Genomic DNA, 24,897 nt, shown 5'->3' on the forward strand with positions numbered 1-24,897 from the left:
CCCCATTAAGAATCACTTTAAATATCATAAAACGAAATAGATGAATGACAGGAAAAATTGATAAAAAGAAAAGACTTTCTTTTTAGCAACCCCGCTATCATAAGCATTATTAACGCCCTTAGATCGGTAGCTTTGCGTGCCTGCTCTTTCGAAACAGGTAGCCAACATTTGTTAACTGTGCCAAATAAGAATGAGCTTTTTTATCCATTTTTGAAATGGCAGATAGTTAATTATCGACCATTTTTAGAGAAACATTGGAAAAAATTAAGCTAAAGAGAGAGTTTTTTATTTTTGTTATAAGGAGCAGAGGTAAGTTTACATAAAAGTTATAAAGAAATTAAAAATGAAGTTTATAGCTATCTAATTTAAATATTTAGTGATTATTTAAAGTAGATAACGAATGAATGGAGCGTTTTAAATTTGTATCAAAATAAATGACATGATCAGCTTGTCGAACACTTGAATCCCTATGAGCGATCACTATGATAGTTAACTTTCCCTTTAAACGCGCGAGAGCATTTTGTATTTGAAGTTCATTCTCTTCATCCAATGCACTTGTTGCTTCATCTAAAATAAGTACTTTAGGTTTTTTCAACAACGCTCTTGCCAATGCCAACCTTTGGCGTTCCCCTCCAGATATTCGAACCCCCTTATCTCCAACAATGGTATCCAATCCATCATTTAGATTCTCAACAAAATCTTTTGCCGATGCTTGCTCTAAAGCAAGCCATATTTCTTGTTCATGAATACCTTCTCTTACCCAAGAAAGGTTTTCTCTAATAGATTGATGAAACAAATGAAGTTCTTGAGTTACATAAGCAATTTTTTCACGCCAAATTTTTAGCATTTCTTTTGTTAAATCTTGTTTGGCAACCGTAATCTTTCCACCTGTAGGTATTAACAGCCCGACCAACAAATCGGCGGTCGTTGTCTTTCCTGAACCAGAAGGTCCAAAAAATACGGTTGTTTGATTGGCTTGAATTTTAAAAGATAAACTTTCTAATACATTATCTTTTTTATTAGGGTAATGATAACTAACATTTTGAAATTCAATAATATCACCCTGCTCTGGAATTTCCAGCTTAATCATTTTCAATACAGGAATGACAGTTTCAACATTTTCATTGCATAGGCTGATAGACGACTTTATATCTTCAACTGATGGTAATTCAAATAGCAATTCATGAAATGTATTAATTAGATTTGCTGCGCTTGGTAATAGCCGAGAAAAAACAAATAAAACAATGAGTAAAGTAGAAACGGTTACTTGCAACCAAATGATAGAAACATAAAAAATCAAACTAATAAAAACAACAGAAATGATATTATACAACAACTTTGATTGAGCTTTCGCCACATTGGCTAAAATCACTTGTTTTTCTATTCGATGACTAGCATTTTTCAGCTTTTCAAAAAAAAAGCTTTCCGCGCTAAAACTCTTAATCATTTTAATGCAATCAAGTTGTTCAGCAATAATCTGAAAAATATCATTAAACCCGAGCAATCTATTTGCACCAGCTTTTTGCACTTTAGCATTAAATGGAATAATGCCAAAAAATAGAATCAATGCACAAAAAAACGCTAACAAACAGACTTCCCATGATAAAATAAAGGCGACTGTCACGTATACAGAAATCATAACAACTTGACTTGTAAGCTGGAGAAGTTGTTGAAATACTGTTCCCATAGACTGCATTTGTATGGTTAACGCATGTCCAAACTTAGATATTTTCTTACTCGTAATAAACTCCCAATTTGACTTCAAAAGCATTAAATGAAGCTGTTCACGAAAGTAACAAATCACACGCTGTTGTATCTTTGAAGTTTGTATCGTCAATAAATATTGTACAATTGCGACCATCGACAATATCAACACGTAGAGAATTAAAACAGTTAACAAATTCAAGTCGAAGTCCAATAGAACAAAAACATATTCGACGACTTCGGTTAACTGTCCTTTAACAGCAGTTGGGTCTTGCAAACCAACAAAACTCAACATAGGCATTAACAATAAAACACCAATCCCAGCAGTCAAACCTTGTAGTAACATTAATGTCAAATTAATGATGACACCTAAAGGAGAAAATGAATATAGGTAACGAAAAGCAGATAGAAGCGATTGAGTTCGGCTAAGCATTAAAGGAACACTCACTCTGAAGCTTTAAAGCTCGCTCAATGAAATGCACTGCAACACCTCGCACACGCAGGAAATAGCCCCCCTGATTTTTTTAAATCTAATTGCAGTTTGGTTAGCACTTTTGATTTCCAAATTGATGACAAGTCATTATGATATAGATTTCCAAGGTTAAGATTAAAACAACGCCCGTGTGCAGGAATAACGCTACCATCAGATTTAATCATAATATTTTTGTATACATCAGTGCATTTCTTTCCGATGAAAACCTGTGGCTTATTGTAAAAAACATCTAACATATTTTTACTATTAATTTCAGGAGAAAAACTAATGTTAAAATTGGCATTCAACTTTTTAATGCGGTATATCTCATCCCATAAAAGTTCCAAGTTCATTCGCTCTACATTCACCTCCTCTATATTTGAATGGGTCGCATGATAATAAAATCCATGATGCATATTATGTGCTGACGCCATTTCCGGGGTGGTAAAATTTGTATGCATAAAACCTAACTGTTTAATCGGATATTGAGTAAAAAACTTTGCCAAGTCGTAAAGACAACCAATATTCCACTCAGTAATTACACAAAAAATAGAGATATCAGGCCTTTTATGGCAAGTCATCAACGCTTCAATTCCATCTAATGCTCTTTGAAAGGAATACTTATTTCCTCTAATATAATTGTGAATACTTTCTGTACCATCTAAAGAAAGAAATATATCAGCAACACCATATTCAACTATTTCTTCAGCTTTCTTTTTTAATTTTAAGCCATTAGTCGTTATTGCAACTTCAAGGTCATTGTCATTTGCAACTTTAAGGCTTTCGTCTAAATATTTATAAATAAGAGGTTCGGTAAATGCATATCCAAGTTTAACCTCAGGGAAATATATTTTTGCCTGTTGAGCTATTTTTTCAAATAAATCTAAGGGCATATCAATGGGTCTAGTTCCAATTAAGTTTTCAGCAAAATTTGTTTCTTTCGTTCCTGTCCCCACATCACACATTTTGCAGTGTAAATTGCAAATATTATTGACTCCTAATACTAGCCACTTAGGTAAAGTCATAATTACGCCTTTGAATTATCATTTAAGACAACCATTGTTTAATTTAAAACACTTTATTTGCTTCAATATTAATTAATAAAAATTGACTATTAGAACCCTGAAATTTCAGGTCTTTGATAACTAAACTTCTGTTGCAGCCAATTCAGTTCATAGGGCCTAAAGTAAAAACGTCCATGATATCGACAGCCGCTCACTAACTTCAATAACCAATAACGCCAAGATCCTGGTTTAATATGTCTAGCAGTAGACGTTGGATAATAAGCATTGAGCACTGTTTGAAACTCAGTTAAAAAGGTTTGCTCTTTATCTGTTAACCAAGGAACATCAGCAGTTGTCCTTTTTTGAATTTTCCTCCATTTTGAATCAACCCATTCTTCCAAAGTTGTAGGAAAACTAAAGCCTAACTTAGTCACTTGTTCAAACATCTCTCCACCAATAGGCACAGGGTCATAACGATACATAATAATCTCAGTATTAGGGTTAATTCTTTTAACTTTTCGTATAAACTTAATACTTTTTTTCATATCTTGAACAGGATTTGGGGGATTCCCTAAAATAAAACTAAGTTCAGGGATAATATTAAAATCTTTCATTTTTTTGACTAACTGTAGCACTCCTTTTGCAGACTGTTTACCACCTTTATTCATCCGCTTTAAAGTTTCATCATCTCCACTTTCAGCACCTAGAAAAATCATTTTTAATCCACTGTCCCTCATTAACTGCCATGTTTCATTTTTATATTTTAATAGCGTATCGGCTCTTCCTTCTCCCCACCATGCTATTTTCAAGTTTTTACTAATAAGTTGATGACAAAACTCCTTGACTCTTTTTTCTGCAGTAAAAAAATTGTTGTCATGAAATTCTAACGCATTAATTTTCCAATGATTCACCATATATTGAGTCAGCTCACCTAATCTCTCACCGCTTTCTCCCATCCACTTTCCTTCTGCTAAAGAAACAACTGCGCAAAAATTACAGAAGAAAGGGCAACCGAAGCTACTATGATGGCTGAGAGTTCGAGAACCTAAAAATGTAGGTAAAACATAGTCTTCAACATTTAATTTATGATAAGGGTAACGGGGTAGATGGTTAGGATTAATAGGATGACTACGTTTAGTAATCACCAAATCACCATCTCGCTCAAATGCCAGCCCCGAAATAGTATCAGGTAAACTGCCGCACTCTAAAGCACTAATCAAATCTCGAAAGCTTCGCTCTCCTGGACCAACGATAACATAGTCAATATCGTGATCCTTTGCACATACTTCGTAGTGATTTAAAGGAAAGTACCCACCAACTATCACAACTAATTCAGGACAATGCTTCTTAATGATTCTCAGATCTTTTAAAGTTGAAACAAGCTGAGGACCTGGCATTATACTAATAGCTAAATATTTAACATTTTTTTGAATAACTTTATTAATAACTAACTGTGCATACGCTACATCGCTCCTCAGGTTTCCATCAACAATTTCATAACTAAACTTACCTTCAATTAGTGAAGCAACTTGCAATATTGCTGCTGGCATCCGTTGGTAGTTAGGTTTTGCACACTGAGGATTATAAAAAATAATTAATGTTTGTTCATCATCGTTCATTATAGCCTGCCATCATTAATGTATTTACTATTCTTTCTATCACCCTACTGCCTTTTCTTTATAACACTGATTAATTTCAATTCTAATTTTATTTCTAAAGTTAATAACTAATATACTTTTTTAAATACTAACAAATAATGATCAGCTAAACGGGCAGCAAATTTACGGCGACAAAAAAGCTCTTCAAGCGCTGCCACATATTTATACAAAACAGGCCATTTTTCTACATGCTCATTAACATACGACGGGGGCATAAAAGTTCCCAAAGCCTCTCTATAAACAAGCTGAAAAGATGCATTCTTAATAATATTCTCAAACTCACTAATTTTAGGGTAATAGATATTTGAACCTCTCCAAGAACACTTACCACTCAATCGTCTAAATGCTTTTGAAAAATCTCCTTTTAAGCTAAACCAAAGCCATTCCCAAGGCACACTAGGTCCCATTACACAAACAATCAACACACCATTATTATTAATTATTTTAGATACATCATTAGCAAACTTATTCCAATCACTAATACAGTTCAAGCCGCCAAAATTTGAAATCACCCCATCAAACTTAAGATTAGAAATAGCATTTAAACACTGTATATCTAGAATTTTTGTAGATATACTTCCTTCTAATTCATTTTTTTTTATTTTATGCTCAATTAACTTCAACATAGACGACGACAAATCGGTCGCTAAAACATTGTTGTTTAACTGAGCTAAATAAACGGCATCTTCTCCAGTTCCAGAATTAAGCTCTAAAACATTAGTATTACCTGAAAAAAACTGTGCTAAAACTTTATGTGTTCTACTTCGATAATATCTTCCCAAAAAAGAGTGGCTAAAAGTCTTATCGTAATCAGCGGCATAATCATCAAATGAACGTCGAATATTACTCACTGGCGGCTATCTCCAATAACTTTCGAGATTTTTGTGCATGTTTCAATTTCATAGAAGATTTTAGTGAATTCATTTTTTTTAAACGATGAAATTCAACCGTATTTTTCAAGTATTGATTGGCATAACGATAATAGCGAGGGCTATGCCTTCCTGAAATTTGGTAGTCTCTATCACTTCCTTCCTGCCACTTCACCTGAATTGATATTTTATCCTGATTTTCAGCAAAATATTCAGTCCCTTTGATTGGATAAGCAACCGTTGTTAAGTAAATATCAGGATTAATATTAGCAACTTGGCGAACCGTCTCATCAATGTCATCTATATTTTCATCTGCATATCCCCACATGAGAAACATCCCTACCTCAATACCACGGCTCTGAGCAGATTTAGTTGCTTTATAAACCTGCTCAATGGTGACTTTTCGTTTCATGTGATCCAATAAACGCTGGCTACCACTTTCTGCACCAATCCAAATTCGATAACATCCCAGCTCTTTAAGTGTGTCCACAACTTTTTCATCCATCATTCGATCGGCTCGAGAAATAGTTTCAAAAGGTACTTTTAATTCTCTTTTTCTCAATTCTTCAGCATACCGAAAAAGCCAGCGGTGATTGATAGTAAAAACATCATCAGCATACCAAACTTTAGTTGGATTATAACGCTTAACAATATGTTCAAGTTCGTCAGCACATTCAACAGGATCTCTTCTTCGATGACTAAAACCAAATACCGCATGTGAACACCATTTACATTGATACGGACAACCTCTTGCTGTAATCATACTTACACTTGATTCACCATGATATTTCTGCCATACATCCATATATTTTTGTATATCAATTGATTCGCGATCAGGCCAGGGGTATTGACTGATATTTCTAGGCATTTCTCTCGCTGGAGTACGTACCAATTTTCTTTTTTCATCAAAAAAGGCTATTCCGGCAATTACACCAATATCTGTACCACTTTTTAGTGCCGTTAAAAGTTCATGGGTCGTTTGCTCACCTTCACCTAATACAACATAATCAGCACCAGCTTGTAGGTAATTCTCAATATAATTCGCAGATTCCGGTCCACCGGTAATTACAGTCCAATTATTTTTTTTTGCCTCCCGAATTATTTTTATAACAGAAGGACGAGTCATCAAATTTGTATAAATACCAACAATACCTTCAGGGTATTGACGAAACTGCTTAATAAGTTCATCTCTTTGTCTAAATGTACTATCAAATATTTCAACAGATAAATTATTCTGCTTTAAATAAGATGACAAATAAAGTAATCCTAACGGTACATAAGGCCGCATTATTTGCTGCTCTTTTTCATCTTCAAAAAGAAAATAACCATGGGTTAATAGAATATCAGCCATATCTTGTAGCCCTAAAGCGTCTGTAGCTTAATTAAATACTCAGCATCAAAAACGTTTGCACTCTCTGTACTCACTTTATTTTTCAAGTTAGGTAAACCCTCAATTTGTGTAGGTTTTTCAACCCTATAATCTTCGGCACTGAATAAGAGTTTTTGCCACTTATTTTCCCAGTTTTTCTTGTTATGATTTTCTGTGTGTAGAGATGACAATTCATCATGTAGATGAGTTCTAACTCGACGATAAAACTCTGCATTGAAAGTGGAATGAAAGACAGTATCAAGGTCGTTACTTTCCAACCAGTGAGTTTTATTTGATAATTGGCCTTTAACTTTCTGATAAAACAATGTACCAGGTAACGGGTAACTGACACTCACACCAATTTTTTCTGGTTTTAGCTCTAGAATCATAGCACGTGTTTTTTCAATCTCTTCTATATCTTCGCCGGGATAACCTAATTGTATAAAAAAACCAACTCCAACATCAGACTTTGCCAATAAAAGCCTTGCCTCTCTTACTTGAGATAAAGTAATCCCCTTATCCATGTTATCTAAAATCATCTGACTACCACTTTCAACGCCTAACCAAACTTCTGAACAACCTGCACTTTTTAATGCTTGAGCAACCGTTATATTAATTAAGTCTGCTCGAGATTGAATCATAAAAGATACTTGTATTTTTTTTTTCGTTATTTTTTCTGCAAAACTTTCTATCCAACCTTTTTTTAATCCAAAAATATCATCTGCAAACCAGATATGCTCTGGCGCAGCATTCTGTACCAACCACTCTAATTGTTCTACCACATATTCAGGGCTATGACAGCTATACTGTTGTCCCCAAATAGGTTTTGCACACCAATTACATTTATATGGACATCCTCGGGTAGTCACCATATTAACACTGTAAAAACCATGTCTTTGTTTCCAAGCATTACGATATAAATTAAAATCGACTAGCTCCCATGCAGGTTGAGGTAAATCATCCAAGCTTCTTAGAGTTTTCCTAGCTGAAGTCTTCTTAACAGCCTTTTTATCTAAATAATAGATTCCTTTAATTTCCTCTGGCTTCATCGTATTTTTTGCTAAGCAGCAATTTACAATATCAGATAATGTTTCCTCACCTTCACCATAAATAACAAAATCGGCGCCTTGAGATAAATATATATCTGGGTTATCTGAAGCATCAGAACTATGAACGATAATGGTGATGTTACTTTGTTTAGCATACTCTATCATTTTCATGGTAGTGTCGCGCACATGTGATAAACACATTTTTGTTAGAAAATTAAAGTCATCTTCATAAATTATGAGTATCGAAGGCTTTGTTTGAATAACAGTTTCATAAAAATTCTCTAAGCCTTCCGCTAACACGGCATCAAAAAAACTAATATTACAACCTTTTTGCTTTAATAACGAAGCGCTATACAATGTAGCCAACGGCGGATAAGGCTTAAATTTATCAGAATATTGCTTACTATCATTTTTAAGAAAAAAAGCGTGAGCGATTAGGACATTTTTATTATTCGATGTCATAGTAAGGGTTACCTACTTCCAATCCTGTTTTGGGTTTAGGTTGTGAGAAGCGAATATACGCCAACCTTCCCTTGGGACCTTCAAGAATGTTCTTCTAAAAACACCTAACAATCTTTTTCCAGCTCCAGGCACCGACTCAAGTCGGTCCATTTTTCTAATTAACGTATTTTTTTTTCTATTCTTAAAAGCAAGTAAAAACAGTGATATATCTTTAACTTGGTGTACCCATAAAAGTTGAAAAAACGGATTCACAGCCCACGGATAACAAAAAGACATTTCGCTTAGTATTAGTTTTTTGAGGAGAAATTTATGCCTAAATCCAATTTTCTGTAAAAGCAAATTTTCTAGCTCTTCAAATTCTGAAAAAAATGGTTTAGAAAGAACGATTGGAATTAATAACAGATGTGCAACTTTATACTCTGCTGCTTTGTTTGCCACTAGTTGATAATTTAATTGAAATTTTTCTGCGTATAAGTTGATATCAAGTAAATGTAACCACCTTCCACTACGACTTAAGAAGTGTTTAGCCGCATGAACCATCAAATAAATAAAATGCTCTGTATTAGATAGTTTACCATTAGTCATTAAAGCTCGATTGAACGCTTTGCTTAAATGTGGCAACTCTTGAATTTTAATCTCAAAATGAATATCAATACTAAACGGTGAATTTTTATTCTCTCCTTCATACAGTTCACCATCAACATTCTCAAAATACATCCATGCTTCATCTTGCATTTTATTAAGCCAATTATCTGGATAGTATGTCATTCCAGAATTTGTAACCGCAACCGAAGAAAATTCTAGTTCGGTAAAAACTTCGTTGACTTTTTCTCTATTTTCTTCTGCTATATATAAATCAATATCAGCCATTGGCCGCATAGCCGGATCATCGTATACACAAAAAGCAAGCTCAATACCTTTAAATGGCACATAATTTATATTGTTATCAGACAACTTTGTAGTAAGCCTTTTGTAATATTTTTGAATTTTTTTTATGCGAGCATTGTTTTGATGATACTGCCCAACCAAATATACTCGAAATTCTTCTGACATATATTCACATTGCCATCCACGAAGACATATACTGCCCCACACAGGCCCCATTCCATGCATAAACACAATTGTTTTTGCAACTTGCCAGTCATGCTCATTCCACTTATTAATCACTGTGGGGTAAAAATTGAATTCACCGAGTTGCAGTTTCGTAAGCCAAGTAAAAAGCGTTTCTGATATTTCCTTTACTGTACTGTGCATACTAAATCATCTTGTATTTTTTTTAGGTTATTAAAGAATTCACTAAAATCACTATTGATATAAGCCTTAAAACAGGGTTTACCTTTCAACCGTTTGACAACTAACATTCGTCCCTCAGATCGTAGATTGAAACCTTTCTCCTTTGGAGATAATATTGATGAAAAATGTTCGTTATTAGATATAGGTTCGATACTTATTGTTTTATGAGAGTCACTTCGCCTTATAAAAATTATAATTGGCTCCAAGAAAGAATAATCAATCACTCTGTCAGAGTTATAAAAAGAACTATTTTTTACAATATATTTTGATTTCCCATTATGAGTTAAAGCTATTTTATTATTATCACCATCGAAAAATGAGTAACTATCAGCAAGCAAATGAATTTCGCGACAATCAGCTTGTATACCAAGAGAAGCTTTTGTTCCAATAAAACAAACATCTTCTGAAACGACTTGTAAATTATGTTTTAGTGCCGCCATAGCCAACGTAGATTTTCCTACACCACTTTCCCCAAGACATAGCACTAAAAAACCATTAAAAACAAAACTAGAAGCATGGACGGGTAAAAAATATTTCTCAGTTAATATAAAAAAGCAAATTGTGTTAAGTACTTGGTGACGCAAGAGGTACTCGTTATCAAGCATTTTTTCGCAAATAAAAGCTTGACCTCTTTGGGATACACGATCGGCACAAAAATAGTTGTTACCAGAGCATCCTACAAGTAATTTATCACTGACATGAAAGCGCGCCGGAAGCTCCAGCTTTTTGGACTTTTTAGAGTTGTGATTAATTAAAACATGAACATTTTCTGTCGATGAGTGACTCGGTTTCTGCGGATATATTTGACAAATAGTACGGTATATATTCTCATTATCACTCGAAAATTTAATTGGCATCCCTAATACCATTCGTACACTAGAATATATCATTTATAGTATATCCACATGTATAGTATACCTTCGCACATTTTTAATAGGGTTATTATTCATGTTTTTTTTAACCTATCGACGAGTTTATCCTATGCTTCCTAGTCTATTGCATATCGAATTCAAACACACATTATTTATCATACGCTATAAACTAATACTATAAAGAATAGCTCTTTTTTAACAACATTGAGTATTTAATGTGAAAAATAGTACTCCCTAAAAAAGTATATACACCATGTGTATTATCCGCAAACATCGTTTTTAGCACTTTTGGTCTGTCAACATTTTCACTTCCACTTGAGTCAATATAGATTACTCTTTAAGATATGTATATGAAATACGAGCTATATCTAGCAAAATCCCTCTTTTATTTGACAAATACATCGTATTAAAATAGATAAGTATTTCTAAACGAAAGCAATTAAACGGCTTTTCTAAGCAACCAGCCTCGAGATTAGTTTCTTATGTTAATGGATTCCAAAGACTTTTAAATTAATAATGACAAATTTATGAAAAAACTGATTAAGATAATTCTAACTTACACTCTCAAACCTTACCTTAAATATGTCTACCTTACCTCAGATAGAAAGTTTCGTTATGATAACCTTTCTCTAGAAGTCACAGCAGGAGTATTTCATCCGGGATTGTTTTATAGTTCTAAAATGTTTTGTGATTTTATTAAAACACTTCCAATTAAAGACTTAACACTATTAGATTTGGGAACTGGCAGTGGTATTTTAGCATTAGTCTCTGCGACTCGAGGAGCGATTGTTACTGCTGTTGATATTAATCCATCGGCAGTTGTAAATACCCGCAGAAATGCTGAATTAAACCAATTGAAAATCAATTGTTTTCAATCAAATCTTTTTAGTGAAATTGGGCAATCATTCGATTATATTATTGCTAACCCTCCATATTATCCTAAACGTCCTGACTCAGACTCTGAGCATGCATGGTATTGTGGCTCTTCACACGAATATTTTCAACACCTATTCAAGGGGCTTGCTAACCACAGTAAATTAAATACTCATATTTTCTTAATCATGTCAGATGAATGCGATCTAGTTAAAATTGAGAAAATAGCTAATGATAATGGTTATTGCCTCAATATTGTATTTGAACGAAAATTTTGGCTAGAAAAAAACTTTATTTTTGAAGTATCCAGGCAACCAGCGGAATAAACCTATATATTATGCTCATTTATCATGAACAGAAATAAATCACTTTTCAGAATGAATTTGCAACTTCTGGTATAGCGTTAAAAACTTATTGGCCGTTACTTTCACATTACATTCTCTTACTGATTTTTGCGCTTGCATGACTCTATCATTCCGTTTTTCAAAGTCATTTGCCAACATCATAATTTGTTCTGCTATTTTTTCTGCGAGCGACTCTCTGGGAAAGTTAAGTCCTAATTTTAAATCACTTAACCAACCAACATCAGTACCTACAGGACAAACACCTTGGCTACTAGCTTCAGCTAATGCAACCCCTTGTGATTCATAATAAGAAGTTTGGATAACAAAGTGCTGCTTTATTAGCAAAGCTTTTAAATCTTTTTGCGTTATAAAATCTAAAAAATTAATAAGGTGTGATACCTCCATCTGCTTTGCTAACTTTTGGATCTCTCCATTAAGCGTATCTTCACCCACCCAATTTAGATGGAATTTAAAGTCAACTTGCTTTAAGCATTTAACCACATTAAGCATCAACATAGGATCTTTAACTCTATTAATTGACGCCAATTGTAATAAGTTCCAGCTATCTACAGTGTCATTATTACAAGTTTTGATCGGCCAAAATTCAATATCAATACCTAACGGAACTGTGTCTGGCTTAACACCAAAACGATTAATAACAATCGCTTGTAAAAACTCAGAACCACATGTAGAAGCGTTAGCCATTAATAAGCTAAATCTAGCTAACAGCAAGCTAATAAAGCTACCAGCTCCTCCATACTTGATTTCGGCTATATTAACCAATTCTCCACCTGCAATGCTTGCTAACAGCGGTACTTTAAATTTTCGCCCCAAAGCTGCAGCCAACAAAGTAGGCGCCCCTAACCAAAAACTATGAATAACATCTGGTTTAAACCCTTGATACCTAAGGCGGCTTAATACCAGCCGATAAGATTTCACAAAATTTCTAATTCTTGTTGGAGGCAAAGAAATCACATTGCACCCATACAAACGATATTCAGTTAATTTTTTGTGTTGATTTAGTGCGATGATATAGACTTCATGTTCAATACTTAATTCTTTAAATAAAGACAATAATGCAGGAATAACTTTAATTTCACCGCTTTGATGAACACCACCAGGCACAACAATAAGTATTTTCATCGGCAAATCTTAAGCCAAGGAAAAGGCGAATCATTTTTACTTTTCATCGTTTTACTCTCTGGTGGGCGATATAAAACTTCTATATTATAACCACTAAATATCTCATAATTGTGATGATTATAAAAAGCAATCATATCCTCAGCCCCGATTTGCTGATAGTAATCTCGGGAACGCAATTTAGCATCATCGACTTTTTCTGCTTGATAAAAAGGCGTGTCTACAATATGCAATTCACCCGACCTCACCATCAACCCTAAACATCGCTCAAGTAAAGCATTAGGTTCTTTAAAGTACTGGAAGCTGCTATTGAATATGATTGTTGTAAATTGTTCAGGTTTTAGCTCCTCATCAAACACATCCAGATAAGCAAAAAAAAGATTATCTCGGTTAAAAACTCTAACAGCTTGTTCTAGTTCTAACTGATTTATATCTATCGCCAATACTTTTGCCTGAACTGTTTGGGCAATTAAATGACTAAACCAACCGTTACCACAACCGATATCTAAAACCCAGTCTGAGCTTTTATAATTCACATTAGATAGATAATCCAACACTCTATTAGCAGATTGTTCTCGAATGCACCACTCTTTAAAATATAAATTATCATTGCTAACCCTGGGTAGTATTGAAACCAGCTCATCGGTTAAAATTCTATTCTCTTTATTTCGAACATCTAAATAGGCATTTTCAAAAGTGCTGTCAATTGGTTTGCTTAAAAATGTTAAGCTTTTATTATTAACATCAAGTTTTTTCATTTTTAAGTCCTAACAGTATAGTAAAGAGATAAACAGATTACTATTTTAATCGCTGATTCTGAGTTTTCTCAAGGAAAAACTCACTTTAACCAACCTTGTCTATTAAACCTGTATATACAGTTAATCACATTTGCATTTTTTTATCTATCCGATTAAGCTTAGATAAAAAATTAATTCACGCTCTGTGTGCGACTTAATTGACTCACTTTAGCTTAACAGGAAAAACTTGGACACAGGTGAAAAACATTTAGTCATTGTTAACTATGCATATCAAGATGAGCTTGAAAGTCCAGATATGCTATTAAAAAGTTACTTTACACTATCTGAATGGGCAAGTATATGCAGTAAAAAAGGAATAAGAGTTTCTGTATTTCAACGCTTTAAAACAACAAAAACTATATTCATTGATAATATTCAGTATTTTTTTATTCATGACTTGCTTCCACCAAAGCCAGCTTTTTACCACTGTACTTTTAGCTTCCATAAAAAAATATTAGCACATATTAAAACTATAAGAACATCAGCCAATGATCAAATCTGTTTGCATATTAACGGCTTTATATTTCCAGCTTGTATATTCCACCTGACATATAATTTGGATGCAAGCATAAATAGCATTATTCAGCATCATGCGGAATACCCTAATAAAAGAGTAGGTTCTCTATTGTATAGCGTTGCTTTCAAACGAGTAAAAAGCTTTTTTTTCACGACATTATTTCATGCAAAACCTTGGGTAAATGCTAAAGCAATAACAGAATCTAAAGTTATAGAATTAATGGAGTGCTCATCCAATCTCAAATCCAAGAACAAAAAAGACGCCAAAAGAAAACTAAATATTAAAGGAGAACCTTTGCTTTTATGGACAGGAAACCTTACCGAAAATAAAGATCCTTTAACTATATTGGATGCATTTGAATCTTTTTTATACAAACACTCAAATGCGCAACTAATGATGATATTTCAAGATAAAACACTATTAAAACAAGTCGAAGAAAAAATTAAAAACTCAGAAAAACTCAAAAACGCTGTTACCATTATAGGAAAAGTCCCATACCAGACTATCGCGGACTATTACAATGCGGCCGATATTTTCGTACAAGGGAGTGCTCGCGAGGGCTCAGGAGTAGCAGTATTAGATGCATTAGCGTGCGCAGTTATACCTGTTATTACAGAAATACCAAGCTTTAAAGCACTTACAGAAGATGGTAGTGTGGGCGTATTATGGGAAAGAGGCCAAGCTAGCGAGCTAACAAAGGCTTTATGCCTTACAATGGAGAAAAATCTGGCAGAGCAACAGCAACAATGTCAAAAACTATTTGAGAAGCGTTGGTCTTTTAACGCACTAGCGACTAAAGCGATAGCAGACTACTTTGATTAACACCAAGAAAAATTAAATCTAAAATTTATTTGAACTCGCTTACTACTATTAAAGGTACAGGAAATTACCATAAAATTATAGAGCAGCATAAATTTGCTTGAGGCGACACATAAAAAATGACTTTTTGTATTTTTATCGTTAATAATAAATAAGAAAACTTAATACTTATCCTGTTAAATCAAGAACTGACTACATTATGGTACAGTTGTTGGGAAAAGGTTGATATTACGACTATCAAAACGCCTCCTTAAAAACGACATTTCAATAACATTATTAGACATTTTATCGTCAAGTCATTATTGTAGTAGGGTGCACCTCAATTTTAATATAAAGATGATTACTCTGCCTTTCTCTTCAAATAAACTGAACCAGAATATTCATAACTCACTATTTACCATTAAAATGGTAACGCTCAGCCCCCAAATATATGTTTCAAAGGTAAGCGATTATTTATTACAGTCGTAATAAATATTTTTGTCACACTTTGCTCCTCTATCGTTACTTAGTTAATAACCATTCATTAACTTAAAGAGAAAACAGATGACATTAAATACCCAAAACAAGCAGAATAAGAACAATCATACTAATCCTTCAATATTTGCACCAATAATAGCTCTACTCTTGCTACTATTAGCACAATTAAACGTAAATGCAAAATCTTTACCCAAATCATTTAAAGTGACCGTAATAGGTGACGGTCAACCAGTAATTTTAATACCCGGTCTCATGTCTGATGGCAGAGTATGGAACAAAATCATTGATAAACTGGCAACCAAATATGAAGTTCATCAAATATCCATTGCCGGCTTTGCCGCAACAAGCGGTATAAAAGACCAATCATTAAAGCGAGTAAAAGAAGAACTACTAAATTATATTCAAAACCGACAACTAAAATATCCCGCGATAATTGGTCACAGTTTAGGCGGTTTTATGGCCTTCTGGTTAGCCAGTGATTCGCCCAACTTGATTGGTGATGTTATCTCAATCGATGGTCTTCCATTTATTGGGCCTGTTTTCACCCAATCAAATCAGACAACTGTTTCTGATTTGTCGATTCAGGCAAAACAAATTCAGCAAATGTATCATCATTTGACACAACAGCAACTTGCGCAACAAACTCAATTCAGTATACAACGCCAGGCAACGGAGAAAAAAGAACAACTTAAAATCGTTAATATGGCAGCTCAATCTGATCCTGTATTTGTAGGAAATGCGATTTACACATTAATGAATACTGATTTACGGACAACTATTGCTAAAATAAAGAGTAGGATTTTGTTAATTGGTGCAGCGGGTGCTTTTAATACTATAGCTCAGAAAGAGCGTGCAAAAAAACTATACCAACAACAAATAGCAAAATCCACAACAGCCAACTTAATTATGAATAACCAGTCAAGACACTTTGTTATGCTAGATGAACCACAATGGTTATTGACACAAATAACCTCTTTTTTAACAACATCGACCCCAAAGGCACACCAATGAACCAGTCACGAACTTTAGAACAATTAATATGTGGAGATGTGACATTGGCGCAAAGGGGTGATGTTCAAGCATTTACTCGTTTGGTAGAACAAACTCGACAAACAGTTTCTTCAATCGCTTTAGCTATCGTACGAGACTTAGATAACAGCGAGGAAGTAGCACAACAAGTATTTATCGCTTGTTGGAAAAATATTAACCAACTTAAAAATTCGAATAGTTTTTTACCATGGCTTCGCCAAATGACAAGATACACCGCATACAATTTTTTAAGAGATAGCAAAACACAGCATGTAGTAAGAGGAGAACAAGCGGAAAGTTTACTCGCAGAGTTTTGCGATCCTTCTGACTCTCATGAAAATATTATAGAACGCCAACAACAGAGCTTAATATTGGATGAGTTTATTAGTAATCTTCCCGAAGAAAGTAGAGAAATAGTTTTACTTTATTACCGGGAAGAGCAATCGGCAAAACAGGTCGCAGAACTGTTAGGACTTTCTTCAGATAATGTAAGACAGAAACTACACCGAGTTAAAAAGTCGTTAAAACAATCTTTACTTTCGCGCTATGGAAAACTCATACTCAGCAGTTCACCTGGGATTGGTTTTAGCGCAATAATACTGAACGCATTAAGTCATACGAGCCCTGTCGCCGCTGCGACTATTTCAACTTCAATAGCGAGTTCAAAACCCGGTTTTATAGGTAAACTACTTGGCTTACTCGGCGGAGCAGTACTGGGCATAGCTAGCGGTATTGCAGCTATCTTTTATGGTGCTAACCAAGCTTATAAAAAGACCCCCGACAAAGACTCTAAACAACAAATAATTAAGTATAGAAATCAAACCGCCTTATGCTTTTTAGTAATAGGCATACTATTTTTACTCAGCTTTAAACTAACCTCAGGCTGGTTTTGGCCATGCTTACTCTACTCATTAATGGTATTAGGCGTTGTGCGACAATCCACGCATATGAATGAAATAGCGACAAAAAACTTCATGCAAATAAAAAATCCCGACGCCAAAGCTATCCGTCAATATAAAATTCAAAAGCTATGTGGTTTGTGGGGTTCAATTATTGGCTTTACGGCTGGTTTTGCAGGATTAATTTGGGAACTTGTTAACTCTGGTCGGATATGACCAGAGAACTTGATATTGAAATAGACAGAATTACGATCTTATAACAGCTCTTCTAAAAACTTAATAAATGGTTTGTTTTCATTACAGAAGCAGCCTTATCTCCTCTTATAAACCGAGCGTAAAAAATCACTGATATTCCATCAAAACAACCATTAAAGAAAAACCGCTCAATATTACTTGATTTCTCTTTCTAGCAGTTTTGATATCACATTTGAATTATCAAGACTTATTCCTACTGCCGATTAATTGCTTGGCATAATACTTGATAACACTTTTTTGCTTGTTGATAAAAAGGGTCAATTTCTTCAGGAGCTAAACGCTTATATGGTCGATAAAAAATGATCTGTTTATCTCTTGCTTCAACACATATTTTTTCAGCCGCTTCAAGATAATTAAGCAACTCTGGATTAAATAGTTTTCTGATTGCCACTTCATTGCTTCCCTGTAGTAAATATTTTTTAGAAAATCCTACATGAGTGTCAAAATTAATATCTTGGTAACCAAATACTTTCCCAATTTTATGAAAAATATGTTCAGGGCGTAAATCGAAGTCAGGAAAAACGTATTCAGGATCTTTAATACTCACAACTGTATATCGATGAATTGTACTATTTTTACCACTACTAGTTGTATATTGATAACCAAAGATAGTTTTTTGACTATTTTGTGAACGACGAAACATTAAGTTTTTTACTTTTTTAGTGTGTCCCTCAGAGAAAAGCTGAAAGTGTGAATACTGAGTGTGATAACCTTTTTCTGGCTTTGCTTCAAATTTAAACCCCATAGAAGAAGCAATTTTAGAAATATTATTGCTACGATCTTTTTCTAATTTTCGGCTATATTGAAGCAGTGCAAAAAAAACAAGTCCGGCAATAATAAAGAAAGCAACATGTTCCACAACCACTTCTCCCTTAATAAGTTTCTTTGATTGTTAGCTTCCACGGATAGGAATATGGTCGGTGTTTTTGATACCCGCCAACAATAACAGTTCCATCAGCCGAAATATCATGAACCCATAATTTTTTATAATTAAGTGATGGCTGAAGTTTCTTAATTACATTGTCAATAAAATAAATTTTATTATTGATCCAGACAATTGGTTTACTGATACTTTTATAGTCATTGCCACTATATCGCGCCGAGCCTATATAGCGTTTTGTCAAACTAGCCATATTATGCACAATCGCACTACTCGCACCATCAGGAATAGGCAATGCTTTAAACCCTCCTCCCTGGCTCCATACCAAAGGGCTATCTAAACTACATCGGCCAGCAATGTGATATCCATCGGCAGATACAGCTTCTGGTATAAAAGAACAACCTTTAGGAGATTGTAAATTTTCTGTTCCTTGTCCCTCACGCCACACAAAAACATTATCTTGAGTACTACCTATCACAACACGACCATTTCGTGAAACACGAGTTGCATTTCGCCACTCTACATGATTTACACCTTTGCCAATATCCTCAATCTGACCGTTTCGTTTCCAGCGAAAAGCATGTACATTTGATTGCCAACCCGCGTAACCGACCAGTGTTTGACCGTCACCAGAAATCGCAATAACCGTCGAAATAAAGTTAGACTTTAATTTTGGTACAGTCTGCATTTTATTTTGATGTGTCCAGATAAAACTGTTACCGCCATTATGGCCAACAACAACATCTCCCACATCAGAAATATCCATAGGAACCAAAACATTGCGTCGTTCAAATAACCCTAAGTGAGAATATCCATTTTTTGCATTCCAATGATATACCAGAGGGATCTTTTCATCCTTCTTATTACTCGGCTTTGTTCCCTTAAAAACCAAAGCACTACCATCTTTGTTAACTAAAACAGCACTAGAACCATTCGGAGTTCCTGGCGGGCTGTTTAATACCTCAAATTTAAATTCCACTTCCGCCGAAAGTGAACGTGACAAAGAAATACAAACTAAACAACTTAGAATAAAGACCTTTGCAGATTGACTCATAACTCTCCTAACTTATACAACTTATTAAATTTTTATCAATGTTCGGGAAACAACGCATATACATCAATTATATTCCTATAGGCTACAAGATAATGCGATTAAAACAAATAGATGAAGTAATTTTTGGCTTAATATTATACAAACAAATAGTTTTAGTTTGCATAAAAAACAACCAACCATGCTAAAAATATTTGATAGGGGCTAAATTTTGATTAAATACTAACGTGTTACTAGACTAACCAAGACAGAGAGAAGCTTATAGGCTTCTCATTAATTGCTAAAGTTTATCAAATTTCTTAAGTGCTTGATAAAAATAGGCTTTGTCATAATACCCTTTTAAAGAAAACACTTCTTTTCCTTCTTTCAAAAAAATAAATGTTGGCGTTGCCCAAGTTGGCGATTGAATGCTTAAACCGGCTAGTTGGGAAGCTTGGCGATAAAAAAGAGGTATTTTATGCTGGTACTGCTCACCCACTTCTTTTTTAAATTTTTCACAAAAAGGACAAAATTCAGCTTCAATAACCAAAATGCTTTTTCCTTTTACCAACTCACTATTATCCACAAAAGACTTAACTTTATCATTAGTGTCAAAAACAACGCCTGTTCTATGATCAGGACAATAACCAGTAGGATTTTTAACAAGATAATCTTGATGTCTTTCCTCAGCTAAGTAAAACTCTTTCAATGGTTGAATTTGAGTAACTATTTTTCCATATTTAGCTTGAGTCAACTTGAGCTGAAATACTTTCATCAATTTTTCAGCAAGCACTTTTTGAGACGTCGAATTAAACAATATAATTGAACGATAAGAAGCCCCCACATCTGCACCTTGACGATTTAATTGTGTTGGATCATGAGATTCAAAAAACACTTTTAAAATTTCTGCCAATGATATTTTTTCTCGGTTAAAAGTGACTTTCACCACTTCTGCATGATTAGCGGCTATCAGAGCATCACTGTAATTATCTTGAGGATATTGACTGATATCAACAGGAGTACCTCCAGCAAACCCTGTAACAGAATCAACCACTCCAGTTAATGCTGCATACATTTTTTCAGCCCCCCAAAAACATCCACCACCAAGGACAATACTATCAAGATGTTGGGTAGCTTGTAGCCTATTGACATTATCTGTACTCTGGCTTTCTAATACTAATTGTTCAGCAATACTGCCATTAGGAAATAAACTAACTATTAATAAAACAACAATTAAAACACTGCGAAATAAGCTATCGGTAAACAGATACATTTTCATACCCGAATGAGTCATCAGAGGTAAACACTAAAAGCTACCCCTAAAAAATTAAAGGAAAATCAATAAGAACATATTCCCTAAGATTATTCAAGCGAGTGTATTTAACTGTTATTTTAATTAATTATTGTTTTTTAAATTAGAAATAAATAGCCAGCAACTTTATTTTATTAGTACAAAACAAAGCGTTCAATACAATCTCTATAGGTCATTTCATTTAAACCGCTACAAAGTCAGCTTGACGTTTTTGTTTAACAACCTGCTTTTTTCTCATCCGAATAAAATACATACTAAACCCGGTATAAATAAAAACAAGCGGAGTTAACGCAATTACCACCCACAAAAACTTAACGCTAACATGAAAAAAATCACCAATATGAAAACTATATCGAAAGTTCCATATCTTGGTAGCTGCTGTTGTTTTAGCGGCTTCAAAAACTTTAACAACCTCTAACGAATAAGGTTCAATCCATATTTTACTATAAGCATGAAATTCAGAATCAGTTTTCACACGAAATGTAATTAAATGACCATTTTTATTGGGTAAAGATACACGATAGATAATTGCTCCTGGCAACACCGCCTGGGCTTTTTCCATTGCTGCTTGAAAATCGATAGCCTGATTAGCGGGTTCTCCACTTCTTACTGCATTACCGCCAGTTAAAACTTCTGAAAAGGTTAATAACTCTACGACAGACTTAGGCCATTTCCAATGAAAAGTAAGACCACTAAAAGCGACTAATAACAGTGGTATAAAAACAACAACACCAATTAAATTATGATAGCTAAACCGGGTCAAAAATTTGTTACCGCCATGTTTGGGTTGAAGATGTTTCCATTTCTTTTTAAGTTGGCACCATAACCAAATACCTAGTATTAAATTAATCATTAATGCTACAGTTGCAACAGAGACATAATCTCTTAAAGGGTGCTCTCCTTTTTTATTGCTATAGAGTAGCCATCTGTGCCAAAGATGTACAAAACCATAAAAAGTTTCATCAAAACGATAACGCAATAATATCTTGCCAGAGAAAGGGTTGATGCTAATAGTTTCTCTATTCGCTAATTGAAATTGCCAGGCTACATTTTTTTGTTTAGGAAAATCAACTCTCACAACTTTTTCATCAGTACTGGCTTCTACATGAGTCAATAATCTATTGAGAGAGAGGTGTTTTTTATCAAAGGCTTGTTCTGTATCAATTAACCAAAACTGAGGATTAAACCAGTATTGAATATCCTTTGCAAATACCAAAATAGCGCCGCTTAGTGAAAGGTTAATAATAAACACTGAAGCAAAGACAGCAATAATTAAATGAAGTTTTTTGATAATTGTTTTCAAACTAGTCGCCTGAAATTAAAAAGGAGGGTGATAACGCCATTGCTTATCCCCCCCACAAACTAAAACAGATACTGAACACCAAGATTCATTGTTCGTCCTAAACCTTTCACGTTGTACCCTGCATAAGCGTATGACTGTGATTTAGCCGGGTAATAATCTTTATTGAATAAATTTTCAATTCCGGCAAAAAGTTTAATTTTTGAAAACTGAATATGTCCACCCAAATTAACAATTGAGTAACTAGAAACAGGTCCTTGATCGCCTACCCATTCATCATTAGATTTTTCAAAACGTTTACGATCACTAATGAATAAATAAGTGAGATCGAGATGACTCTTATCATTAATTTGCCAGTTTAGTTGCGTGGTAAATTTTGGTGGTGATATTTGGCGAGCCCCCAAATATTCATCATTACTCGTATTTTTTCCTTCTACCCAACTGTAGCTTGAGGTAAGCGCTAAAGAATCAGATAAACTATGATTTACAGCCAACTCATATCCCCATATTTTTTGTGGCGCACGAATCGGTAAATAAATACCTGTGGCTGGATCATATTTATTTGTTGTGCCTAACTCAGAGTTACTACGGTAAGCGGCAAACTCTACTCTTGTGTCAGAAAAATAGCTAGTAAAACCCAATTCATAGTGATCAATAATTGAGGCTTCGGTATGAATTAAGTTAATATCTTCAACCGTCGCAGTTCTCAATAAACGTCCTAAATCTGAGATATCAGCACCTTGCGAATAACTGAAAAAAGGACTAAAACTTTCCGCATAATTATAACGAAGCCCTAAGTTATAAGTGGTAGCGCGATAATTTAATTCCCCACCAGTAACATTTACAGGTTCTGAACAAGTATTAGCATCACGACATAATCGAAGTGTTGCATAATCATCGACACTCAAATCAATTTTTTCTTGCCTGATACCCGCTTTAATAATCCAGTTATTATCAAAGACAAATTTAGTTTGTAAAAAACCTGCCAAATTATTCATATCCATTTCTGGCACCCACATTCTGCCATCTAACAAAGGCTGTGAGGTAATATCGTTCAATGCATCAATACCATAAATAAAAGTTGTATCTAAATCTTCCCAATCAGGTTCGCTCGTTATAAGCACCCTAACACCAGACTTTTCAGATTTAATCATTGATTGTCCGCCAGAATAACCTTGCGCAGGGTTAGATAACGTTGGTGAATAGAAAAAAACATTTTCAATCGTTTGTTGATACCAATCAGCAGTTAAACTACTGTTATTCCAAATGTCGGTATCTTCATATTTAACCATCAGGTTAGTATTTCCACGAGGTCCTTGCGCAGCTCCAACATGACTTAATCCGTTTTCTAATGGTACGGCATAAGTGGGTTGATCGCTATTAATGCTACTAACAACATCCACTAAATCAGCATTTTGTTGTGCGCTATAATAGTTATAAGTCAATTGCAAAGAACGCTCATCATCCAAAAAATAACTGCTTTTTATAAAGTAATTTTCCGACTCTGAATCAGATAAACCATATTTAGTGCCAAGAATTTCACCATTTGCATCTTTTTGCCGACCTAATTCTTCTTTGGTTGCACTCAAAACAAAATCAAACTTATCACTTGTTCCACTCAATAAAGAATTGAATCGTAGTCCCGCACTACCATCAAAATCGTCAGTACTAAACTTACTAGAAAGCGTGACTTCAGCCTCTAATGGCTTATTCTTTTCAGGTAACTTGGTTCGGTAATTAATAATACCGCCAGCAGCACCATTGCCATAAACCGAAGTGGCTCCTTTCACCACTTCGACCCGCTCTAATACTTCAGGATCTATGGTGCGCATGCCTAGCGCCCCATTACGCAATGGTGTTGATTGAGGCACGCCATCAATCATAACTAATGCATTTCGCCCCCGTAATGTCACTGTTGAGTTACTTGATGAACCAGAACCAGGCGCCATACCTGGAACGGTATTAGCCAAAATATTTTGCACTTCAGAGCTCACTCGAATTTGACTGAGAATTTGTTCACGTTTAATCACAGAAATTGATGCTGGCACTTCATCAATACTTTCTTCAACTCGGCTTCCTGTAATTATCAGAACACCTTCATCCTCTTCTTTTTCTTCACCTGTTTTGGCTATTTCTTCCGCTTTAACCTGCAATATAGGCACTTGTCCCATTACAAGTAGCGCTAAATAGCTTGCCCAAATTCGACTCTTCATTCATTACTCCAAATTTCATATCGAGATAAATCGAGGGCAATTATACCTATCACGACATCAATTGCAATTCTTAATCATTATCATTTAGATATACTAAGGTTAACAAAATAACAAAAATGAAGAATTGTCGAAACCGTCAAAAGTTTATTATGTGAATTGTGTCATTCATAACTCACACCTGAAGGAATAAAGCGGTAAATTTATGCTAAAACGTTTTTTATTGTAAGAAGGGAGCAAACTACAATTAATGTTTCACAAAA

Annotated in this window: 19 protein-coding genes and 1 riboswitch; of the genes, 4 read left to right on the forward strand and 15 right to left on the reverse strand. The window is 34.4% G+C overall.

Going from position 1 to position 24,897, the window contains the following annotated elements; translation table 11 throughout:
- Window positions 1-81 precede the first annotated feature (81 nt).
- Window positions 82-173: riboswitch (cyclic di-GMP riboswitch) on the reverse strand.
- 200 nt (window positions 174-373) lie between these two features.
- The 8 genes from ACT5E3_RS19865 to ACT5E3_RS19900 form a co-directional block, all read right to left on the reverse strand.
- Window positions 374-2,137, reverse strand: a complete 1,764-nt coding sequence (locus ACT5E3_RS19865; RefSeq protein WP_444995302.1) for an ABC transporter ATP-binding protein — start codon at window positions 2,135-2,137, stop codon at window positions 374-376.
- A 35-nt stretch (window positions 2,138-2,172) separates the two neighbouring features.
- Complete coding sequence (locus ACT5E3_RS19870; protein ID WP_444995303.1) at window positions 2,173-3,201, reverse strand: radical SAM/SPASM domain-containing protein; 1,029 nt, start codon at window positions 3,199-3,201, stop codon at window positions 2,173-2,175.
- An 89-nt stretch (window positions 3,202-3,290) separates the two neighbouring features.
- Window positions 3,291-4,799 carry a B12-binding domain-containing radical SAM protein gene (locus tag ACT5E3_RS19875; RefSeq protein ID WP_444995304.1) on the reverse strand — a complete coding sequence of 503 codons (1,509 nt, stop codon included), beginning with the start codon at window positions 4,797-4,799 and terminating at the stop codon, window positions 3,291-3,293.
- Between the two features lie 107 nt (window positions 4,800-4,906).
- Window positions 4,907-5,689, reverse strand: a complete 783-nt coding sequence (locus ACT5E3_RS19880) for a class I SAM-dependent methyltransferase (RefSeq protein WP_444995305.1) — start codon at window positions 5,687-5,689, stop codon at window positions 4,907-4,909.
- On the reverse strand, window positions 5,682-7,058 hold the full coding sequence (locus tag ACT5E3_RS19885; protein ID WP_444995306.1) for a B12-binding domain-containing radical SAM protein: 1,377 nt from the start codon (window positions 7,056-7,058) through the stop codon (window positions 5,682-5,684). The genes ACT5E3_RS19880 and ACT5E3_RS19885 overlap by 8 nt, the downstream gene beginning before the upstream one ends.
- Before the next feature lie 11 nt (window positions 7,059-7,069).
- Window positions 7,070-8,587: a B12-binding domain-containing radical SAM protein gene (locus tag ACT5E3_RS19890; protein WP_444995307.1), complete on the reverse strand. Its 1,518-nt coding sequence runs from the start codon at window positions 8,585-8,587 to the stop codon at window positions 7,070-7,072.
- Window positions 8,588-8,599: 12 nt separating this feature from the next.
- Window positions 8,600-9,841 carry a nucleotidyltransferase family protein gene (locus ACT5E3_RS19895; RefSeq protein ID WP_444995308.1) on the reverse strand — a complete coding sequence of 414 codons (1,242 nt, stop codon included), beginning with the start codon at window positions 9,839-9,841 and terminating at the stop codon, window positions 8,600-8,602.
- Entirely contained in the window at window positions 9,826-10,737 is a 912-nt protein-coding gene (locus tag ACT5E3_RS19900; RefSeq protein ID WP_444995309.1) for a hypothetical protein, read from the reverse strand. The genes ACT5E3_RS19895 and ACT5E3_RS19900 overlap by 16 nt, the downstream gene beginning before the upstream one ends.
- 542 nt (window positions 10,738-11,279) lie before the next feature.
- Here ACT5E3_RS19900 and ACT5E3_RS19905 point away from each other — a divergent pair.
- Window positions 11,280-11,951: a methyltransferase gene (locus ACT5E3_RS19905; RefSeq protein WP_444995310.1), complete on the forward strand. Its 672-nt coding sequence runs from the start codon at window positions 11,280-11,282 to the stop codon at window positions 11,949-11,951.
- Between the two features lie 39 nt (window positions 11,952-11,990).
- On the opposite strand, the gene ACT5E3_RS19910 is transcribed toward ACT5E3_RS19905, so the two are convergent.
- Window positions 11,991-13,112 carry a glycosyltransferase family 4 protein gene (locus ACT5E3_RS19910; protein ID WP_444995311.1) on the reverse strand — a complete coding sequence of 374 codons (1,122 nt, stop codon included), beginning with the start codon at window positions 13,110-13,112 and terminating at the stop codon, window positions 11,991-11,993.
- On the reverse strand, window positions 13,109-13,867 hold the full coding sequence (locus tag ACT5E3_RS19915; protein ID WP_444995312.1) for a class I SAM-dependent methyltransferase: 759 nt from the start codon (window positions 13,865-13,867) through the stop codon (window positions 13,109-13,111). Before ACT5E3_RS19915 ends, ACT5E3_RS19910 begins: the two co-directional genes overlap by 4 nt.
- A 226-nt stretch (window positions 13,868-14,093) precedes the next feature.
- On the opposite strand from ACT5E3_RS19915, the gene ACT5E3_RS19920 reads away from it, so the two are divergent.
- The 3 genes from ACT5E3_RS19920 to ACT5E3_RS19930 all read left to right on the forward strand — a co-directional run bounded on the left by ACT5E3_RS19920 (window position 14,094) and on the right by ACT5E3_RS19930 (window position 17,863).
- Window positions 14,094-15,245 (forward strand): glycosyltransferase family 4 protein, encoded by a 1,152-nt coding sequence (locus ACT5E3_RS19920; RefSeq protein ID WP_444995313.1) that lies wholly within the window; start codon window positions 14,094-14,096, stop codon window positions 15,243-15,245.
- Window positions 15,246-15,785: 540 nt separating this feature from the next.
- A complete protein-coding gene (locus tag ACT5E3_RS19925; protein WP_444995314.1) occupies window positions 15,786-16,730 on the forward strand; it encodes an alpha/beta fold hydrolase in 945 nt (314 codons plus the stop codon).
- Window positions 16,727-17,863 carry an RNA polymerase sigma factor gene (locus ACT5E3_RS19930; RefSeq protein WP_444995315.1) on the forward strand — a complete coding sequence of 379 codons (1,137 nt, stop codon included), beginning with the start codon at window positions 16,727-16,729 and terminating at the stop codon, window positions 17,861-17,863. Before ACT5E3_RS19925 ends, ACT5E3_RS19930 begins: the two co-directional genes overlap by 4 nt.
- A 232-nt stretch (window positions 17,864-18,095) precedes the next feature.
- Here the strand turns inward: ACT5E3_RS19930 and ACT5E3_RS19935 are convergent, their stop codons facing one another.
- The 5 genes from ACT5E3_RS19935 to ACT5E3_RS19955 form a co-directional block, all read right to left on the reverse strand.
- Window positions 18,096-18,761 carry a hypothetical protein gene (locus tag ACT5E3_RS19935; protein ID WP_444995316.1) on the reverse strand — a complete coding sequence of 222 codons (666 nt, stop codon included), beginning with the start codon at window positions 18,759-18,761 and terminating at the stop codon, window positions 18,096-18,098.
- Window positions 18,762-18,774: 13 nt separating this feature from the next.
- Entirely contained in the window at window positions 18,775-19,836 is a 1,062-nt protein-coding gene (locus tag ACT5E3_RS19940) for a hypothetical protein (RefSeq protein ID WP_444995317.1), read from the reverse strand.
- A gap of 277 nt (window positions 19,837-20,113) precedes the next feature.
- A complete protein-coding gene (gene msrA / locus ACT5E3_RS19945) occupies window positions 20,114-21,085 on the reverse strand; it encodes a peptide-methionine (S)-S-oxide reductase MsrA (RefSeq protein WP_444995318.1) in 972 nt (323 codons plus the stop codon).
- A gap of 220 nt (window positions 21,086-21,305) precedes the next feature.
- On the reverse strand, window positions 21,306-22,427 hold the full coding sequence (locus tag ACT5E3_RS19950) for a PepSY-associated TM helix domain-containing protein (RefSeq protein ID WP_444995319.1): 1,122 nt from the start codon (window positions 22,425-22,427) through the stop codon (window positions 21,306-21,308).
- A 59-nt stretch (window positions 22,428-22,486) separates the two neighbouring features.
- Entirely contained in the window at window positions 22,487-24,637 is a 2,151-nt protein-coding gene (locus ACT5E3_RS19955) for a TonB-dependent receptor (protein WP_444995320.1), read from the reverse strand.
- Window positions 24,638-24,897: the final 260 nt, after the last annotated feature.

Source organism: Aliikangiella litoralis (assembly GCF_052495765.1).

What these genes read in the sequence shown, in the direction of transcription:
- ACT5E3_RS19865 (WP_444995302.1), bottom strand. Translation starts at nt 2,137, where the DNA reads ATGCTTAGCCGAACTCAATCGCTTCTATCTGCTTTTCGTTACCTATAT.
- ACT5E3_RS19870 (WP_444995303.1), bottom strand. Translation starts at nt 3,201, where the DNA reads ATGACTTTACCTAAGTGGCTAGTATTAGGAGTCAATAATATTTGCAAT.
- ACT5E3_RS19875 (WP_444995304.1), bottom strand. Translation starts at nt 4,799, where the DNA reads ATGAACGATGATGAACAAACATTAATTATTTTTTATAATCCTCAGTGT.
- ACT5E3_RS19885 (WP_444995306.1), bottom strand. Translation starts at nt 7,058, where the DNA reads ATGGCTGATATTCTATTAACCCATGGTTATTTTCTTTTTGAAGATGAA.
- ACT5E3_RS19890 (WP_444995307.1), bottom strand. Translation starts at nt 8,587, where the DNA reads ATGACATCGAATAATAAAAATGTCCTAATCGCTCACGCTTTTTTTCTT.
- ACT5E3_RS19895 (WP_444995308.1), bottom strand. Translation starts at nt 9,841, where the DNA reads ATGCACAGTACAGTAAAGGAAATATCAGAAACGCTTTTTACTTGGCTT.
- ACT5E3_RS19900 (WP_444995309.1), bottom strand. Translation starts at nt 10,737, where the DNA reads ATGCCAATTAAATTTTCGAGTGATAATGAGAATATATACCGTACTATT.
- ACT5E3_RS19905 (WP_444995310.1), top strand. Translation starts at nt 11,280, where the DNA reads ATGAAAAAACTGATTAAGATAATTCTAACTTACACTCTCAAACCTTAC.
- ACT5E3_RS19910 (WP_444995311.1), bottom strand. Translation starts at nt 13,112, where the DNA reads ATGAAAATACTTATTGTTGTGCCTGGTGGTGTTCATCAAAGCGGTGAA.
- ACT5E3_RS19915 (WP_444995312.1), bottom strand. Translation starts at nt 13,867, where the DNA reads ATGAAAAAACTTGATGTTAATAATAAAAGCTTAACATTTTTAAGCAAA.
- ACT5E3_RS19925 (WP_444995314.1), top strand. Translation starts at nt 15,786, where the DNA reads ATGACATTAAATACCCAAAACAAGCAGAATAAGAACAATCATACTAAT.
- ACT5E3_RS19930 (WP_444995315.1), top strand. Translation starts at nt 16,727, where the DNA reads ATGAACCAGTCACGAACTTTAGAACAATTAATATGTGGAGATGTGACA.
- ACT5E3_RS19940 (WP_444995317.1), bottom strand. Translation starts at nt 19,836, where the DNA reads ATGAGTCAATCTGCAAAGGTCTTTATTCTAAGTTGTTTAGTTTGTATT.
- msrA (WP_444995318.1), bottom strand. Translation starts at nt 21,085, where the DNA reads ATGTATCTGTTTACCGATAGCTTATTTCGCAGTGTTTTAATTGTTGTT.
- ACT5E3_RS19955 (WP_444995320.1), bottom strand. Translation starts at nt 24,637, where the DNA reads ATGAAGAGTCGAATTTGGGCAAGCTATTTAGCGCTACTTGTAATGGGA.